General features: G+C 61.4%; 16 protein-coding genes. 7 read left to right on the plus strand and 9 right to left on the minus strand.

Annotated elements, in window-relative coordinates:
- The first annotated feature begins 44 nt into the window (after positions 1–44).
- Together CAF63_RS16000 and CAF63_RS16005 are read left to right on the plus strand one after the other, a co-directional pair.
- Entirely contained in the window at positions 45–1,157 is a 1,113-nt protein-coding gene (locus CAF63_RS16000) for a succinylglutamate desuccinylase/aspartoacylase family protein (protein ID WP_085686297.1), read from the plus strand.
- A gap of 189 nt (positions 1,158–1,346) precedes the next feature.
- On the plus strand, positions 1,347–2,063 hold the full coding sequence (locus CAF63_RS16005) for an alpha/beta hydrolase (protein WP_085686301.1): 717 nt from the start codon (positions 1,347–1,349) through the stop codon (positions 2,061–2,063).
- A 3-nt stretch (positions 2,064–2,066) separates the two neighbouring features.
- Here the strand turns inward: CAF63_RS16005 and CAF63_RS16010 are convergent, their stop codons facing one another.
- Together CAF63_RS16010 and CAF63_RS16015 are read right to left on the minus strand one after the other, a co-directional pair.
- Positions 2,067–2,633, minus strand: coding sequence for a hypothetical protein (locus tag CAF63_RS16010; RefSeq protein ID WP_085686304.1), 567 nt, complete (start codon positions 2,631–2,633; stop codon positions 2,067–2,069).
- An 86-nt stretch (positions 2,634–2,719) separates the two neighbouring features.
- Positions 2,720–3,493, minus strand: a complete 774-nt coding sequence (locus CAF63_RS16015) for a hypothetical protein (protein WP_085686307.1) — start codon at positions 3,491–3,493, stop codon at positions 2,720–2,722.
- Positions 3,494–3,640: 147 nt separating this feature from the next.
- On the opposite strand from CAF63_RS16015, the gene CAF63_RS16020 reads away from it, so the two are divergent.
- On the plus strand, positions 3,641–4,180 hold the full coding sequence (locus CAF63_RS16020) for a chalcone isomerase family protein (protein ID WP_085686309.1): 540 nt from the start codon (positions 3,641–3,643) through the stop codon (positions 4,178–4,180).
- A gap of 76 nt (positions 4,181–4,256) precedes the next feature.
- Complete coding sequence (locus CAF63_RS16025) at positions 4,257–5,576, plus strand: Nramp family divalent metal transporter (RefSeq protein WP_085686547.1); 1,320 nt, start codon at positions 4,257–4,259, stop codon at positions 5,574–5,576.
- A gap of 125 nt (positions 5,577–5,701) precedes the next feature.
- Here CAF63_RS16025 and CAF63_RS16030 read toward each other — a convergent pair whose 3' ends face one another.
- The 3 genes from CAF63_RS16030 to CAF63_RS16040 are packed head-to-tail and all read right to left on the minus strand — an operon-like array spanning position 5,702 to position 8,283.
- Positions 5,702–6,883, minus strand: a complete 1,182-nt coding sequence (locus CAF63_RS16030) for an acetyl-CoA C-acetyltransferase (RefSeq protein WP_007956270.1) — start codon at positions 6,881–6,883, stop codon at positions 5,702–5,704.
- Between the two features lie 11 nt (positions 6,884–6,894).
- Entirely contained in the window at positions 6,895–7,560 is a 666-nt protein-coding gene (locus CAF63_RS16035; protein ID WP_007956272.1) for a CoA transferase subunit B, read from the minus strand.
- Positions 7,561–7,584: 24 nt separating this feature from the next.
- Positions 7,585–8,283, minus strand: a complete 699-nt coding sequence (locus CAF63_RS16040; RefSeq protein ID WP_085686311.1) for a CoA transferase subunit A — start codon at positions 8,281–8,283, stop codon at positions 7,585–7,587.
- Positions 8,284–8,539: 256 nt separating this feature from the next.
- Here CAF63_RS16040 and CAF63_RS16045 point away from each other — a divergent pair, with 256 nt between their 5' ends.
- The gene (locus CAF63_RS16045; protein WP_085686313.1) at positions 8,540–9,418 is read left to right on the plus strand and encodes a LysR family transcriptional regulator; all 879 of its coding nucleotides are present in this window, start codon (positions 8,540–8,542) and stop codon (positions 9,416–9,418) included.
- A gap of 101 nt (positions 9,419–9,519) precedes the next feature.
- On the opposite strand, the gene CAF63_RS16050 is transcribed toward CAF63_RS16045, so the two are convergent.
- Positions 9,520–10,371, minus strand: coding sequence for an NAD-dependent protein deacetylase (locus tag CAF63_RS16050; RefSeq protein WP_085686315.1), 852 nt, complete (start codon positions 10,369–10,371; stop codon positions 9,520–9,522).
- Positions 10,372–10,453: 82 nt separating this feature from the next.
- Entirely contained in the window at positions 10,454–11,500 is a 1,047-nt protein-coding gene (locus tag CAF63_RS16055) for a class I SAM-dependent methyltransferase (RefSeq protein ID WP_085686317.1), read from the minus strand.
- Between the two features lie 1,300 nt (positions 11,501–12,800).
- Here CAF63_RS16055 and CAF63_RS16060 point away from each other — a divergent pair.
- Positions 12,801–13,640, plus strand: a complete 840-nt coding sequence (locus CAF63_RS16060; protein WP_085686319.1) for a DUF692 domain-containing protein — start codon at positions 12,801–12,803, stop codon at positions 13,638–13,640.
- Complete coding sequence (locus CAF63_RS16065) at positions 13,633–14,382, plus strand: DUF2063 domain-containing protein (protein ID WP_085686321.1); 750 nt, start codon at positions 13,633–13,635, stop codon at positions 14,380–14,382. Before CAF63_RS16060 ends, CAF63_RS16065 begins: the two co-directional genes overlap by 8 nt.
- Positions 14,383–14,523: 141 nt before the next feature.
- Here the strand turns inward: CAF63_RS16065 and CAF63_RS16070 are convergent, their stop codons facing one another.
- Together CAF63_RS16070 and CAF63_RS16075 are read right to left on the minus strand one after the other, a co-directional pair.
- Complete coding sequence (locus CAF63_RS16070) at positions 14,524–15,831, minus strand: ATP-binding protein (RefSeq protein WP_085686323.1); 1,308 nt, start codon at positions 15,829–15,831, stop codon at positions 14,524–14,526.
- Positions 15,828–16,568 carry a response regulator gene (locus tag CAF63_RS16075; RefSeq protein WP_007956289.1) on the minus strand — a complete coding sequence of 247 codons (741 nt, stop codon included), beginning with the start codon at positions 16,566–16,568 and terminating at the stop codon, positions 15,828–15,830. The genes CAF63_RS16070 and CAF63_RS16075 overlap by 4 nt, the downstream gene beginning before the upstream one ends.
- Between the last annotated feature and the right edge of the window lie 289 nt (positions 16,569–16,857).

Genomic DNA, 16,857 nt, shown 5'->3' on the forward strand with positions numbered 1-16,857 from the left:
CAGTCATTGCCCCGGCAGCGACCACAGAATTTCCGGAGTTCCCCATGCAACGCATCGATCATCTTCTGCCCTGGAGCCACTTGGGCAGCGAACGTTCCCTGAGCGTGTTCCGTTACGGCGCCGGCCCGCGCAAGGTCTACATCCAGGCCAGCCTGCACGCCGATGAACTGCCGGGCATGCGCACCGCGTGGGAACTGAAAAAACGCCTGGCCGAGCTGGAAACCAACGGCCAGTTGCAAGGCGTGATCGAACTGGTGCCAGTGGCTAACCCGATCGGCCTCGATCAGCACCTGCAAGGCAGCCACTTGGGGCGCTTCGAGCTGGGCAGCGGCAAGAACTTCAACCGCTCCTTCGTCGAACTCAGCGCGCCGGTGGCCGAGCGAATCGGGGATCAGTTGGGCAGCGATGCCGAGGCCAACATTGCGCTGATCCGCCAGACCATGGGTCAGGTGCTCGATGAATTGCCGGCCCCGGCTTCGCAACTGGAAGCACTGCACCGTCTGTTGCTGCGCCACGCCTGCGAGGCCGATATCACCCTCGATCTGCATTGCGACTTTGACGCCGCGATTCATATTTACGCACTGCCGCAGCACTGGCCTGAGTGGCAGTCCCTCGCCGCACGTTTGAAGGCTGGCGTGGCGCTGCTGTGTGAAGATTCCGGCGGCAGTTCGTTCGATGAGTCCTGCTCCACACCGTGGCTGCGCCTGGCACGTATGTTCCCGGGTGCGGCGATTCCACCGGCCAACCTCGCCACCACCCTGGAACTGGGCAGTATGGGCGACACCCGCGTCGATCAGGCTCAGTCCAATTGCGAGGCGATCCTCGGCTTCTTGGCCGAGCAGGGCTTCATCAGCGGCGAATGGCCGAAAGCGCCGGAAGAATGCTGCGAAGGCATGCCGTTCGAAGGCACTGAATACCTGTTCGCCCCGCACCACGGTGTGGTGAGTTTCCTGCGCGATGCCGGTGAGTGGGTGGAGCGCGGCGATGCGCTGTTTGAAGTGGTCGATCCGCTGAACGACCGCGTGACCACCGTGCGCGCCGGCACCAGCGGCGTGTTGTTCGCCATCGATCGCGGGCGCTACACCCAGCCGGGCATCTGGCAGGCGAAAGTGGCGGGGCGCGAGCCGATCCGAGTTGGGAAGCTGATTAACGACTGAAGGATCTTCGCTGAATTTGATGGCCTGCATCGCTAGCAAGCTAGCTCCCACAGTGATGGTGTTGTTTCAGTAGCATGCGGTCAATTGTGGGAGCGAGCTTGCTCGCGATGGCGGCATCTGCAGCACCCCATCATCCGGATCACAGTGTTAGGCTCTGCCCCGAACCCTGCACTGTGTGAAGGAAGGCTTATGTTGAAGGTGTTTGCGCTGTTGACGCTGCTGGCGTCCACTGCCGTTCAGGCTCAGACCTCGCTGCAAAACGATCTGCCACTCAACTACCTGGCCCAGGTGCACCCGGACGCCGAACAGCGTCCGCTGGTGATTTTCCTGCATGGCTATGGCAGCAACGAAGCAGACTTGATCGGTATGAAATTTCAGTTGCCCAAGCAGTACAACTACCTGTCGGTGCAGGCACCGATGGCGTTGGGGGAAGGGCGTTTCCAGTGGTTTCGCAAGAAAGGCGAGGGTGCCTACAACGGCGAGACCGATGATCTGAAGGCCAGCAGCCAGAAACTGCGGGCCTTTATCGCTGCGGCGGCGCAGAAATATCACGCGCAACCGGAGAAGGTGTACCTGATCGGTTTCAGCCAGGGCGCGATGATGACCTATGAAGTCGGGCTACGGCAGCCGGCGGCGGTGGGTGGCATTGCCGCGTTGAGCGGGCGGGTGTTGCCGGTGCTCAAGAGCGAGCTGAAGTCAGAGCAACAGCATCCACCGCTGGAAATCTTCATCGGCCACGGCACGGCGGATGACCGTGTGCCTTACAGCGGTGGCACCGAGGCCGATGCGTTGTTGCAGAAGCTGTCGTACAAACCGCAATTTCATGCTTATCCCGGTGTCGGCCACAGCATCAGCGCGGCCGAGCTTCGGGATTTGAACGACTGGTTGCAGCAACTCAATCCCTAAGCATCACTTTTCCCTGAGGATGGTTTTCACCAGCGCCTCGTGACCGCTCTTGTCGCTGGCCCGGGAAATCACCTGGACCAGCGCCATGCGCGTGCCGGAGCCTGCCAGCAACGTGGTATTGAGGGTCTGGCCGCCGCCCTGGGTGGCGGTGCTGTCGACCTGACGCAGGCCAAGGCCGTTGCCTTTCTGGGTCAGGCTCTTTTCGCTGAGTTTGTTGAAGTCCGGCAGGGCTTTGCGCTGGGCGTCGATGAAATCGGAGACGGTGCCGTCGAGGAACGCACTGTCGTTGTCCTTGACGTTGTTGCCTTCGGGAATCTGGTTTTCGGCGACGATGACCACAGTCTTGGTGGCGTCGTTGCTGTACATGGTGCCCTTGGCACCGGTCGGACCTGCCGGTAGCGGGTCGCCGACAAAGCCCTTGGGCAGGACAAAACTGAATTTGCCGTCGAGCATCGAGACCTTCTCGGTGACAGCCTTCTCTTTGGCCTTGGCTGCCTGAGCATTGATGGCGCCGAAACCGGCCACCGCCGCCAACAACAGGACGACGGCTTTCTTGCTAAGCAATGACATTCGAATCTCCGAGGGATGGTCGCGCTTGGGCGGCGATCATCCCATGGAGCGTGCATGGCACTCCAGAGCGGTTTGTCCGGTCGGGATCAGTTCCGCGACGGTGCCGGCGCGGGTTTGGCCAGCAACTGCCGGGTGACGCCCAGCATCGCCACCGAAACGGCCATGGCCACCGCGAAACCACCGAAACCCAGATTGGGAACCGTCAGCGCCAGCACCAGACAAAACGCCGAAAACGAATACATCCCCGTCGCCGTCGCCCGCAACAACGCCGCGGTAAACGCCGGGCCACGGGTCTGCTGGGAAAACACCGCCATTACGCTGCCCAATACCGGGAACACCGCGAGCAGGCCGCTCCAGCGCTCGCCAACGGTACTGGCCAGCATCGTCACCACCAGCGTCAGCGCGGCCCCGGCGATCATCCGCCAGACCAGTTTGTCCGACTTCGGCGCCGGACCACTGACCACCGGTTGCACTTTGGGAAACAGGTACGGCGCGGAAAGAAGGGCAGTCGCAGCGGCGGCAACCGAGAAGGGCAGAGAGGCCGGAAGCAACGACAGAATCAGCGCCAGCACGGCCCAGACCGATAAGGAAACCACCAACGCCAGAGGCCAGCTAGCCCGCTGCGCCACCTGCGCATAAGTGACGCAAAACGCGATCATCGCAAACATGGCCGACAGCGCCGCGACCGCCGATTGCGCGGCAAACGCCGGGCCTTGTTCGATGGCGAGGAAAAACAGAATCGGTCCGACCACCACCGGCAATCCCGACAGCCACCCGGCGACGCTGGGGCCCCAGCGTTTGCCGGCGAGGGAAATCAGCAGCAGGAAACCGGGAATCAGCATCAGTTTGAGGATCAGCACGCAGGTCGCTCCATCGGGTCAATGGGGGCCACGTTAGCACTGTCGTTAGCGGATTGCTGCAAATGCATGCAATAGATGTATACAAAGTGCCGGGCGTGATCGCCGACTATGCTCTGACTATCAGGGTTAACCGGAGTCATTACCGCGATGAGCAGAGCACCGAAGGTGTTGAGTGGATGTTGCGGAATCGGCTTGTGGGCGCTGTTGCTGACGCCGACCTGGGCCAGTTGGCAGGATGCGGTGCCCGGTGCGCAGATCATCGGCACCGGGGATTTCAGTGTGTTCGGTTTCGACATTTATAACGCTCGGCTGTGGAGTGCCGCGCGTCCACTGGCCGACGGTCAGCCTTTCGCCCTGGAATTGATCTACCGGCGCAACGTGTCCCGCGATGATCTGGTCAAGGCCAGCGTCGATGAGATTAAGCGCTTGGCCGGATCCTCCATCAGTCCAGGCCAACTTGCCCTGTGGCAGGCACAGATGCAGCAATCGTTCGTCGACGTCCAGGCCGGTACGCGGATTACCGGGGTGTATCTGCCGGGGCAGGGCGCGCGGTTCTTTGTCGGCCAGCAGTTGCAACATGAAATCGATGATCCGCAGTTTGCCCGGGCGTTTTTCGACATCTGGCTCGACCCGCGCACACGCAGTCCCGAGCTGCGCCAGCAACTGCTCGGCAACGCCAAACCCTGAGCGCAGCGCATCTGCGCTTGGGCACGTCGACTGAAACGTCTAAGCTGCGTCTTTCGACTTGTTTCTGGATGTGTTCGTGAAATTCAGCTTGCCCAAAATCGCCACGGCGCCGTTCTGCCCGCCGGAAGTGGCCGGCAGTGTCCCGGTCGATCCCAACGCCTCGTTCTTCAAACGCGTGCTGCGTTTTGCCGGCCCCGGTTTGCTGGTGTCGATCGGCTACATGGATCCGGGCAACTGGGCCACCGCGATCGAGGCCGGTTCGCGCTTCGGCTACAGCCTGTTGTTCGTGGTGTTGCTGGCGAGTCTGGCGGGCATGGTTGTGCAATGCCTGTGCTCGCGGCTGGGCATTGCCACCGGGCGCGATCTGGCGCAGCTGTCCCGCGAACGCTACAGCACTCCGACGGCGCGGCTGCAATGGGTGCTGGCGGAAATCTCGATCATCGCCACCGACCTTGCGGAAGTCCTCGGCTGTGCGCTGGCGTTTCACCTGTTGCTGGGGTGTTCGTTGACGTTCGGCATCGCACTGACAGCGTTCGATACATTGCTGGTGCTGGCCCTGCAAAACCGTGGTTTCCGCCGGCTGGAAGCGATCATGCTGGTGCTGGTAGGCACCATCGGCGCGTGTTTTTTCGTCGAGCTGTTGCTGATCAAACCGTACTGGCCGGACGTCGCCCAAGGCTTCAAACCGTCGCTGTCGGCGATCAGCGATGCAGCGCCGTTGTACCTGGCCATCGGCATCCTCGGCGCCACCGTCATGCCGCATAACCTTTACCTGCACACTTCGATCGTACAGACACGGCTGATCGGCAAGGATCTGGCCAGCAAGCAGGACGCGGTAAAACTGGCGCGCATCGACACCATCGGTTCGCTGGCGCTGGCGTTGCTGGTCAACGCGGCGATCCTGATTCTCGCGGCGGCAGCCTTTCATCAGTCCGGACACACCGACGTGGTCGACATCCAGGACGCCTATCACTTGCTCGACCCACTGGTGGGGGGCGCGCTGGCCAGTGTGCTGTTCGGCGTGGCGCTGCTGGCGTCGGGGCAGAGTTCGACCTTCACCGGCACCATCGCCGGGCAAGTGATCATGGAAGGCTATCTGAACCTGCGGATCCCTTGCTGGCAGCGACGCCTGATCACCCGTGGGCTGGCGCTGATTCCGGCATTCATCGGTGTGTGGCTGATGGGCGATGGTGCGGTGGGCAAGTTGCTGGTGCTGAGCCAGGTGGTGTTGAGCCTGCAATTGCCGTTTGCGCTGTATCCGCTGATTCGCATGACCAACGACAAACAGCTGATGGGGCCGTTTGTGAACCGGTTGCCGACCAAGATTCTCGCGTGGGGACTGTTTGTGGTGATCAGCGGGGCGAATGCCTGGCTGATTCTGCAACTGGCCGCCTGATCTTTCAGGACGCAGACAAAAAAATACCCGGTGCGACGTGAGTCGTACCGGGCTTGTTGCCAACGGGCGGTGGATGTCGTGGATCCGCCGCCCGCTGTTGAACTTCGTTTTTTAACTCTGGGGGCTTAAGCGCGTTCCAGCGCCAGGGCCACGCCTTGACCGCCGCCGATGCACAGGGTCGCCAGACCCTTCTTCGCATCACGCTTGATCATTTCGTGCAGCAGGGTCACCAGCACGCGGCAGCCCGACGCACCGATCGGGTGACCGAGGGCGATGGCGCCGCCGTTGACGTTGACTTTGTCCAGATCCCATTGCAGATCCTTGGCTACCGCCAGCGATTGCGCGGCGAAGGCTTCGTTGGCTTCGATCAGGTCGAGCTGGCCGATGCTCCAGCCAGCCTTGTCCAGGCAGCGGCGAGTGGCGGAAACCGGGCCGATGCCCATGATCGCCGGGTCGACGCCCGCATTGGCGTAGGCGGCGATTTTCGCCAGCACCGGCAGGCCCAGGGCCTTGGCTTTTTCGGCGCTCATCAGAATGACCGCAGCCGCACCGTCGTTCAGAGACGAGGCGTTGCCAGCGGTGACGCTACCGTCCTTCTTGAAGGCCGGACGCAGTTTGGCCAGGGATTCGGCGGTGGTGTCGCCGCGTGGTTGCTCGTCGACCTTGAACGCCACCGGATCGCCTTTGCGCTGCGGGATCAGGATCGGGGTGATTTCATCGACAAAACGACCGGCCTCGATGGCAGCTGCGGCTTTCTGTTGCGACGCAGCGGCGAAGGCGTCCTGCTGTTCGCGGCTGATCTCGTATTTCTCGACCAGATTCTCGGCGGTGATGCCCATGTGGTAATCGTTGAACGCATCCCACAGGCCATCGCTGATCATGGTGTCGACGATTTGTGCGTGACCCATGCGCAGACCGGTGCGCGCGCCCGGCATTACATAGTTGGCCAAGCTCATGTTTTCCTGGCCACCGGCGATGATCACGTCCGCGTCGCCGCAACGGATCGCCTGGGCGCCGAGGTGCAGGGCCTTGAGGCCCGAGCCGCAGACCTTGTTCAGGGTCATGGCCGGTACGGCGTGGGGCAGGCCGGCCTTGATCGCCGACTGGCGCGCCGGGTTCTGGCCGGCGCCGGCGGTCAGCACCTGGCCCATGATCACTTCATCGACCTGAGCACCGTCCAGACCGGTCTGCTCAAGCAACTGGCGGATGACCGCTGCGCCCAGATCCACGGCGGAGACGGTGGCCAGCGAACCCTGGAAACTGCCGATCGCGGTGCGCGTGGCGGCAACAATGACGACGTCTTGCATTTTCGAATTCCTCACTCGGCAGCGAACTGCATTTCCGGTACGTGATCCGGGACGATCAGTTTACCAGCGGTTTTGGCGACGATTTCCTCGACGCTGACGCCAGGTGCGCGTTCCTTGAGGACAAAAGCGCCATTTTCGATTTCCAGGTAGGCAAGGTCGGTCAGGACACGCTTGATGCAACCGGCGCCGGTCAGCGGCAGGCTGCACTGGCTCAGCAACTTGGACTCACCGTCCTTGGACGCGTGGGTCATGATCACGATGATGTTGTCGGCGCCGGCCACCAGGTCCATCGCGCCGCCCATGCCCTTGACCAGTTTGCCGGGGATCATCCACGAGGCGATGTTGCCTTGTACGTCCACTTCGAAGGCGCCGAGCACGGTCAGGTCGACGTGGCCGCCGCGGATCATGGCGAAGGACTCGGCCGAAGAAAAGATCGAAGCGCCGATCCGTGCAGTCACGGTCTGTTTGCCGGCGTTGATCATGTCGGCGTCGATGGTGTCTTCAGTCGGGAAAGGGCCCATGCCGAGCAGGCCGTTTTCCGATTGCAGCATGACTTCCATGCCTTCAGGGATGTAGTTGGCGACCAGGGTCGGGATGCCGATGCCGAGGTTCACGTAGTAGCCGTCCTGCATTTCGCGGGCGACGCGTTGAGCCATTTGTTCGCGGGTAAGTGCCATGTTCTTGTTCTCCGTCAGCCTGGATTATTTGCGGATGGTGCGTTGTTCGATGCGTTTTTCGAACGTGCCGCAAATGACCCGGTCGACGTAGATGCCGGGCGTGTGGATGTGTGCCGGATCCAGCTCGCCGGGTTCGACGATTTCTTCGACTTCGACCACGGTGATCTTGCCGGCGGTGGCGGCCAGCGGGTTGAAGTTCTGGGCGGTGTGTCGGTAGATGACGTTGCCGAAGTGGTCGGCCTTCCAGCCTTTGACGATGGCGAAGTCGCCGGTGATGGACTCTTCCATCAGGTACTTGCGACCGTGGAATTCACGCACTTCCTTGCCTTCGGCGACCGGGGTGCCGACGCCAGTAGCAGTGAAGAACGCAGGGATGCCGGCACCGCCTGCGCGCATTTTTTCGGCGAGGGTGCCTTGCGGGGTCAGGACGACTTCGATGTCGCCTTTGAGCAGTTGCTCTTCGAACAGCTTGTTTTCGCCGACGTAGGAGGCGACCACCTTGCTGATCTGGCGGTCGGTCAGCAGCACGCCGAGGCCGAAGCCATCGACGCCGCAGTTGTTGGAAACGACGGTGAGTTCGCGGGTGCCCTTGCGTTTGATCTCGGCGATCAGGTTTTCCGGAATGCCGCACAGGCCGAAGCCGCCGGCGATCACGGTCATGCCGTCTTCAAGACCTGCCATGGCTTCCTCGTAGGAATACACGCGCTTGTCGAAACCTGCCATATGCACCTCTTTTATTGTTTGTCGGGCGGCTGGCTAGCCGAATGACTGGAGTGTCGCGCTGAAGGATATATTTGTTAAGTTGATTTTTAAGGTTGATTGATTGATAAAGCTCAATAATTGACATCGTTGATCGTTCCCATGCTCCGCGTGGGAATGCCTCTAGGGACGCGGAGCGTCACGGGCTGCGTTACCACGCAGACGGTTCGACGCCTCGACGTGGGAACGATCAAGACTTTGATACGGAAGCATAGCGTTCATGACCATCAAGCAGATCCGCGCCTTTCTCGCCGTGGCTCAGAGCCTGAGCTTTGCCGTGGCCTGCGAGCGCCTGCACCTGTCGCAATCGGCGCTGAGCCTGACCATCAAGGCGCTGGAAGACGGCCTGGGCGGGCGCCTGTTCAGCCGTAATACGCGCAACGTGGCACTGACCCCGGAGGGCGAATCGCTGCTGCCGCTGGCCCGGCGCCTGATCGCCGACTGGGACAACGCCGAAGACGAAATGCGCCAGCGCTTCAGTCTGCAACGCGGGCGGGTGACGCTGGCGGCGATGCCGTCGTTTGCCGGCAACCTGCTGCCGCCGATCCTCAAGACCTTCCGTGCGCGTTATCCGAACGTCAACGTCACGGTCAACGACGTGATCAATGAGCAAGTGCTGGAAATGGTTCGTGATCGTCAGGTCGAACTTGGCGTGGCGTTCGAGCCGATGCAGAACACCTCGCTGACGTTTACGCCGCTTTACCGGGATCGCTTCGTCGCCGTGGTGCCGCAGGATTCGCCACTGGCGAACCGTAGCAACATTGATTGGCAGACCTTGCTGCAGGAGCCCTTCATTACCCTGCAACGACCGTCCACGGTGCGGGTGATGCTGGAAGAACACTTGCAGGCCCGAGGGATGAAACTGCCGGTGGAGTTTGAAAGCCATCAACTGGCGACGGTGGGGCGGATGGTGGCCAGCGGACTGGGCGTGAGTGCGGTGCCGGCGTTGTGTGCCGGGCAGATGCGCGAGTTGGGCGCGCATTGCCTGACCTTGCACGAGCCGGTGGTGGAGCGGGCGATTGGCGTGCTGACGGATCCGGGGAATGAACTGTCGGCGGCGGCACAGGCGCTGTTCGATATTTTAAGGTCGGAATACTGACCCTTGTGGGAGCCAGCCTGCTGGCGATGGCGGACGAGCAGGCGACATCTTTATTGGCTGTGCGGGCCTTATCGCCAGCAGGCTGGCTCCCACATCGGGCTTTATGTATTCAAGGGGGTGAGTTTCTGTGCCAGTAGCGGCAGCAACTGTTCGCACGACCCTTCAATCTTCAAATCCAGCAACTCATCCGCCCGGGTCTTCCCCAGGTTGATCGCAATCAGCGGCTTGCCCCGATCCGCAATCACCCGGCACAGGCGAAACGCCGAATACGCCATCAAGGACGATCCGACCACCAGCATCCCGGCGGCATTTTCCGCCAGTGCCATTGCCCGCGCCGCCGTCGGCTGCGCCACGTTCTCACCAAAAAACACCACGTCCGGTTTCATCCGCTCGCCTGCGCAATGCGGGCAGTGCGGCACCTGGAAACGCGCCTCGAAAGCCGGGTCCAGCAGGGTGTCGCCGTCCGGCGCCTGCACGGCGTCGACACCGGCCAGGTATGGATTCTGCATTTCCATCAATTGCTGAATCGAATCCCGCTCGCTGCGCTGGCCGCAATCCAGACACAACACCCGGTGCAGGCTGCCGTGCAGTTCGACGACATCGTGACTGCCGGCCTGATCGTGCAAGGTGTCGACATTCTGGGTAATCAAACCGCCGATCCGCCCTTGGCTTTGCAGGCTGGCCAACGCCTCATGGGCGGCGTTCGGCCGTGCCTGGCGCACGCGCGGCCAGCCGAGCATGGCCCGCGCCCAGTAGCGGCGGCGCGATTCCGGGGCGGCGAGGAATTCCTGGTACATCATCGGCTGCCGGCCACGGCGCACACCGTCGGTGTCGCGGTAGTCCGGGATACCCGACGGCGTGCTGATGCCGGCGCCGGTCAGCACAATGAAGTCGCCGTCGGCCATGACCTGTTGCAGAGAGTCGAGCGGGTCGGGGAGGGGACGGTCGAGCATGATCAGCGCTCCGCAGGCTGTAAGTGCCTTGCAGGTTAGCACCGAAGGACGCCTCTTTTCAGAGGCGTCTGCTGCCCGATGGTTACTTGCGCGCCTCCAGAATCAGATTGAACGGCGTCTGCGTCGCCCGCCGGAAGTGTTTGAAGCCCGCTTCGGTAAACACCTTGCGCAAGCGCGACTCGCCGGCCTGCGCACCGAGGCCGAGTCCCACTTCCTGGGAAAGCGAATTTGGCGTGCAAATGAATGTTGACGCGGCATAGAACAAACGCCCGACCGGCGTGATGTTTTCGTCCAGGGTGTCATTGGCAAACGGCTCGACCAGCAACACCGTGCCGTCGTCTTTCAGGGATTCAAAGGCGTGTTTGGCAGCGCCGACCGGATCGCCCATATCGTGCAGGCAGTCGAAATAGCAGATCAGGTCATAGTCATCGCCGGGGTAGCTTTTCGCCGTGCCCTGGAAGAACCGCGCGCGACTGCTGACGCCGCCTTCTTCGGCCCGTTGAGTGGCGACGGTGATCGAAGGCGCGTGATAGTCGAAACCGACGAACCGCGAGTTGGGATACGCCTGGGCCATGATCACCGTGGACGCGCCGTGACCGCAGCCGATGTCGGCGACCTTGGCGCCTTCTTCGAGTTTGGCCACCACGCCGTCCAGCGCCGGCAGCCACTCGGCGATCAAATGCCCCTTGTAGCCGGGGCGGAAGAAGCGCTCGGTGCCGGTGAACATGCACGGATGGTGATCGCCCCAAGGCAGGGCGCCGTTGCCGCGCATGGCCTTGACCAGTTTGTCCTTGTCATGGAAAAACGACGCCACCACGCCGAGGCCGCCAGCCACGTACACCGGTGAATCCTCCTTGGCCAGGGCCAGCGCCTGTTCTTCCGGCAGGCGGAATTTGCCGTCGTGGTGTTCCATGTAACCGGACGCCGCATGGGCGCTCAGCCATTCGCGCACCAGTCGCGGATTGCAGGTGGTTTTTGCTGCGAGGGATTCGGGGCTGATCGGCTGGCTGTCGGCCATCGCCCGATACAGGCCGAGTTCTTCGCCGACAATGACATTGGCCAGCATCGCCGCGCCGCCCATGTCGTTGACCAGTTTGCCCATGAATTCGTTGAGTCTGGCCTCGTCCATTTCATGTGCTCCTTTGACAGGATCACAGTCCGGTGGCGTTGGGGGTCGAGGCATTCACCACCGGGCGGTGGTCGTGGAAACGGGCAGGGCGACACTGCTGTCCTGCGTCCCCCTCGACTGGGTACTGATTGAGTCTAGCCGCTGTTGGCGCCAGTGGGAGCGGGCTGCGTGGATTTTGAGGCTGTGAATCGTTGTGTACAGCGTAGGCTCCCGAATTATCCGCCGACGGTGCCCGTTCTATGCGAAACGATGCGACTCAGGGCGATCTCGCCAAGAAGCCAAGACAAAGCGCCGGCCCATTTCTGCCTGGATCAAATTATGGGCGAAAAAAAACCGCCTTGCGGGGCGGTTTTTAGCAAGCCTCAGATTGCGGCTGAGGCTTAGTGCGTCTCACCGGAAGCACTGGCGTGGAGGCCATGTTATTGAGCTTTTCCTACTCTTGCAACGTAATTTTTTACCCACCATCAGTAGGTGTATTAGAGATCCTGAGCAGTGTTTTCAGTTCCTTGTGTCGGAGGGCAATACTGACAGAAATAATGGTTTACAAAATGCGCGCTACTTTCATTTGAGAATCGCCGAGCCGAGACTTACCACCTGTGATTCTGGGTTAATATGCTCGCGCTCACACCCTGGTGCAGCGGTAGGGTTTGGCTGGTGGCCTAACGGTTTCACGCCCTCTGACACGGTTTTGCATCCGTGCCGGAATGATGATTCGGAGGGATTTCAACCGGCCGCCTCACCGGAAGTACTGGCGTGTTCTTCCGAAGGTACGCGTGATCCGGTAAGTGCACTGGAGATTTGGCCCCCAACCCTGGAGGCCAAAACGTATGAAGCTTTTGTTGCGTACGTTGAGCCTCGTATGGAGATTGTTGAAAGCGTTCCGCTTTTACGAGTTCCTGCGAGACCACTTTGACGACCTGAAGTAACGGTCGTTGATGTGGGGAAAAGCCCGTGTCAGCTTCGGCTGATGCGGGTTTTTTTTGTTTCATTGATCTGTCAAAAATGATAATTCAATCATCTGGTTCTGTTGCGAAGGTAGGGCATTTCGCCGGGATCTGTAGGTGTCGTCCTTAAGCTCTGGATATACAGGGTTGTATGCACAGTTTTTGAGTTGGTTTAAACCGATGTATTCGCCGTTCACTAAGAAGGCAGCAAGTCTGTATCCCACTGTGTACAGGCCCGCCGCCGATACAAAACCCGCCACTTCCCGCGCATTGCCCACACAGCCGCGATACACCTGCCGGTTTAACTGAGCCTGTCAGTCGCCACGCCCGGCGGCTCTTCAGCAGAGACTTTGCCCATGCAGATTCCCCACCCCACCTTGCAGGCCAGCGTCGGGCTCGGCCTGCGTCGCGGTCTGATGAAAGACCTGCAGGCCGCTCGCACCGGCGATTTCGACTTTCTGGAGGTCGCCCCGGAAAACTGGATCGGCGTCGGCGGTGCCCATGGCGCCGCGTTGCGCGAACTGGCCGAGCGATATCCGTTGTCCTGCCACGGACTGTCGTTGTCGCTCGGTGGCTCGGCGCCGCTGGACGTTGGTTTTCTCCGGGAAGTGCGGACCTTCCTCGATCATCACAAAGTACCGCTGTACAGCGAACACCTGAGCTATTGCAGCGACGACGGTCACCTCTACGACCTGCTGCCGTTGCCCTTCACCGAAGAGGCGGTGCATCACGTCGCCGCACGGATCCGCCAGGCCCAGGACATCCTCGGTCGGCGACTGGCGGTGGAAAACGTTTCCTACTACGCCGCGCCCCGGCAGGACATGGACGAAGTGACTTTCACCAACGCCGTGCTGCGCGAGGCCGATTGCGATCTGCTGCTGGACGTCAACAACGTCTACGTCAACTCGATCAACCACGGTTTCGATCCGCAGACGTTCCTGGCCGCCATCGAGCCGGGCCGGGTGGTTGGCATGCACGTGGCCGGGCACTTCGATGAGTCCGACACACTGAAGATCGACACCCATGGCGCCTCGGTCAAACCGGTGGTCTGGTCGTTGCTGGCCGACGCCTATGCCCGATTCGGCGCGCAGCCGACGCTGTTGGAGCGGGATTTCAATTTCCCGGCGTTTTCTGAACTGGTGGCCGAACTGCAAACCATCCGCCGCCTGCAAACCGAAGGAGGCTCGCGTGGATAATCTTCTGCTGCAACAACAGGCGCTGACCCGCTATTTGCGCGATCCAGAACATGAAGCGCCGCCCGCCGCCATGAACGCGGCGCGGGTCAATGTCTATCGTGACCTGGTGTTCAACAACGTCTCGCAACTGCTGAGCGGTACGTTTCCGGTGCTGATCCGGATCATCGGCCAGGAACGCTGGCGCACATTGATTCGTGGCTTCCTGCGGGACTACCGCGCGCAGACGCCGAAATTCGGCGAGATCGCCGAGGAGTTTGTCGGCTACCTCGCCTCGGAGCCTGTCGTGTTGAGCGAGGGCGGGTGGCCGGCGTTTCTGGTGGAGCTGGCGCACTACGAATGGGTGGAAATGGTGTTGCAGCAGTCCGACGCCGAAGCCTTGCCTGTGAGTGATCCGGCGCACTTGCTGGAGCGGCCGTTGCAGGTTTCGGCACTGGCCTGGCCGTTGGCGTACACCTGGCCGGTGCAGATGCTCGGGCCGGATCATCAACCGGCCACGCCACCAGCCCAGCCGACGCTTTTGCTGGTGCGGCGCACGGCGGACTGGAGTGTGAAGTTTTCCGAGCTGAGCCCGTTGGCTTGGCGGTTGTTGCAGCGCATTGGCGAGTTTCCTGCGCTGAACGGTCGTGAACAACTGGAAGGGCTGGCGATGGAGGCGGGTTTGCCGGTAACGGCATCGTTCATGGACAGTGGTTTGGCGTTGTTGCGGCAGATGCATGAGGACGGTGTGTTAGGCATTACCTGATTTCGCAAACACCGCAAATCCTGTGGGAACGGGCTTGGTCCGGGCGGCGATCCGACGAAGAGGCCGGTACAGTCAATATATTCATCGACTGAACGGACGCCTTCGCGGGCAAGCCCGCTCCCACAGGGAATTATGTTTGACTCAGGAATTCATGGGCAACTTCAGCTCCGCACACAACCCGCCACCTTCACGGTTGCTCAGCGTCAACGAACCGCCCAGCGCCATCGCCAGTTGCTGGGCAATCGCCAGCCCCAGACCGGTGCCGCCGGTGCTGCGGTTGCGCGAGTTTTCCACGCGGTAGAACGGCTCCATCACCTGGGCCAGTTCTTCTTCGGCGATGCCCGGGCCGCGATCCATGACCTTGATCGAGAGGCCGCTCTTGTCGCGCTGAATCAGCAGCTCGGCCGCGCCCGCGAACTTCAGCGCGTTGTCGGTCAGGTTGACCAGCACCCGGCGCAACGCGTGGGGGCGGGTGTCGATGACCGCTTCACTCTTGCCGCTCAACTGCACTTCCTTGCCCATGTCCTGATAGTCAAACACCAGGCTGTCGAGGAACGAATCCAGATTGGTGCGCCGGCTTTCTTCGGTCGAGCCGTGGATGCTGCGGGCGTAGGCCACGCCCTCGCGCACCAGATGTTCCATCTCGCCGAGGTCGTTCCACAGTTTGTCTTTCTCGGCCGAATCGTCCATGAACTCCGCCCGCAGCTTCATGCGGGTGATCGGGGTTTGGAGGTCGTGGGAGATCGCCGCCAGCAGTTGCATGCGCTCTTTCAGGTACGCGGCGATGCGCGCCTGCATCGAGTTGAAGGCGCGGGCGGCGTAGGCCACTTCGTTCGGGCCTTTTTCGTCGAGGTTGATCGGGTGGGCGTTGGGGTCGAGGGTTTCCACGGCGTTGGCGAGGCGGGTGAGGGGACGGATGGCGATGCGCACCGCCAGCCAGGTGCAGGCGAGCATCAGCGCCAGTTGCCCGAGCAACACCACTGGCAGCCATGGCGACAGCGGCACCATTGACGGACGCACATCGATGGTCACCGGGCTGCCGTCGCTCAGGCGCAGGTGGCCCTGAAAGTGTTTTTTCGGGCCGGGAATATCGGTGAACGTCAGCGGATAGGCCTCGCCAATTGCATCGGTAATCGAGGTGACGGCAATCGGTACGTCCTGTGGGTCCAGCGGTGTGCCCGGTTCGCCTTCGCTCAGCAGATAGCCGTAATTCTTGCGAGCCAGGCGTTTGAGCCACATCGGGCGTTCTTCGGCGGGCAGTCGGTCGAGGATGGCAATCGAGGTCGAGACGTCGGTTTCGAGGTTGCCGAGCATGGTGTTTTTCGCGCTTTCGTAGCGCTCGTAATACTGCGCGCCGAACGACAGCGCCTGAGCGAGGATCAGGCCGATCAGGAAAATCAGCGACAAGCGGGAGGCGAGGGTGCGCGGCCAGCGCAGGGCGAGATTCATGCAGGGGCTCCGAGGACTTCGACCGGCAGCGAGAACACATAGCCTTCGCTGCGTACGGTCTTGATGTAAGCCGGTTCGCGGGCGTCATCCAACAGGCGCTGGCGCAGACGGCTGACCAGCAGATCGATGGAGCGGTCGAACAGATCGGCGTCGCGGCCCTGGGTCAGATTCAGCAATTGATCGCGACTCAACACTCGTTGCGGATGGTCGAGGAACACTCGCAACAAACGGTATTCCGCGCCACTCAGCGCGACCATGGTGCCGTCCTTGTCCAGCAGGTGCCGAGCCGATGTGTCGAGCTGCCAACGACCGAACGCCAGCAGCCGGCCGCTTTCGGTCACCACCAGATTCGGTGGCAGCATCCGTGTGCGCCGCAGTACGGCGTTGATCCGCGCCAGCAGCTCGCGGGCGGCGAAGGGTTTGGTCAGGTAATCGTCGGCGCCCATTTCCAGGCCGAGTATGCGATCGGTTTCATCATTGCGCGCAGTGAGCATCAGGATCGGCGTGGCCCTGTGTTTGCCCGAGCGCAATTCGCGGCACAGCAGCAGGCCATCGTCGCCGGGCATCATGATGTCGAGCACGATCAGGTCGACCGTGTTGGCTTCCAGAAAACTGCGCATCTGCCGGCCATCGGCAACCACCGTGGTGCGCAGGCCATTTTTCTTCAGGTAATTGCCGACCAGTTCGCGAATCTCGCGGTCGTCGTCGACGATCAGGATGTGATCGACATGTTCCATGGGGCCAAACCTCAATCAAAGGGGATTGCCGGGCAGTCTATCGAGCCTGCGCGAGGCCGCCTGCCTGCCTTTGTATTGCAGTGTATCCAGCGCTGTAACGGATACACGCCGACGCAAAAAGCGGATTTTTACAGGGTTTTGTATCGCTGTGTATCTCGGACGCGCGCGGATACGTAGCGATTTATACACGGCATTTGCCGACACATGCGCGATACCTCGCGAGCTTTAAATGAGCTCCATCGAGGCACACACAGAACGCCTCGGCCAAATCAACGATTCACCCATTGAA

The sequence above is a fragment of the Pseudomonas sp. B20(2017) genome (genome assembly GCF_002113125.1).
Taxonomy (GTDB): domain Bacteria; phylum Pseudomonadota; class Gammaproteobacteria; order Pseudomonadales; family Pseudomonadaceae; genus Aquipseudomonas.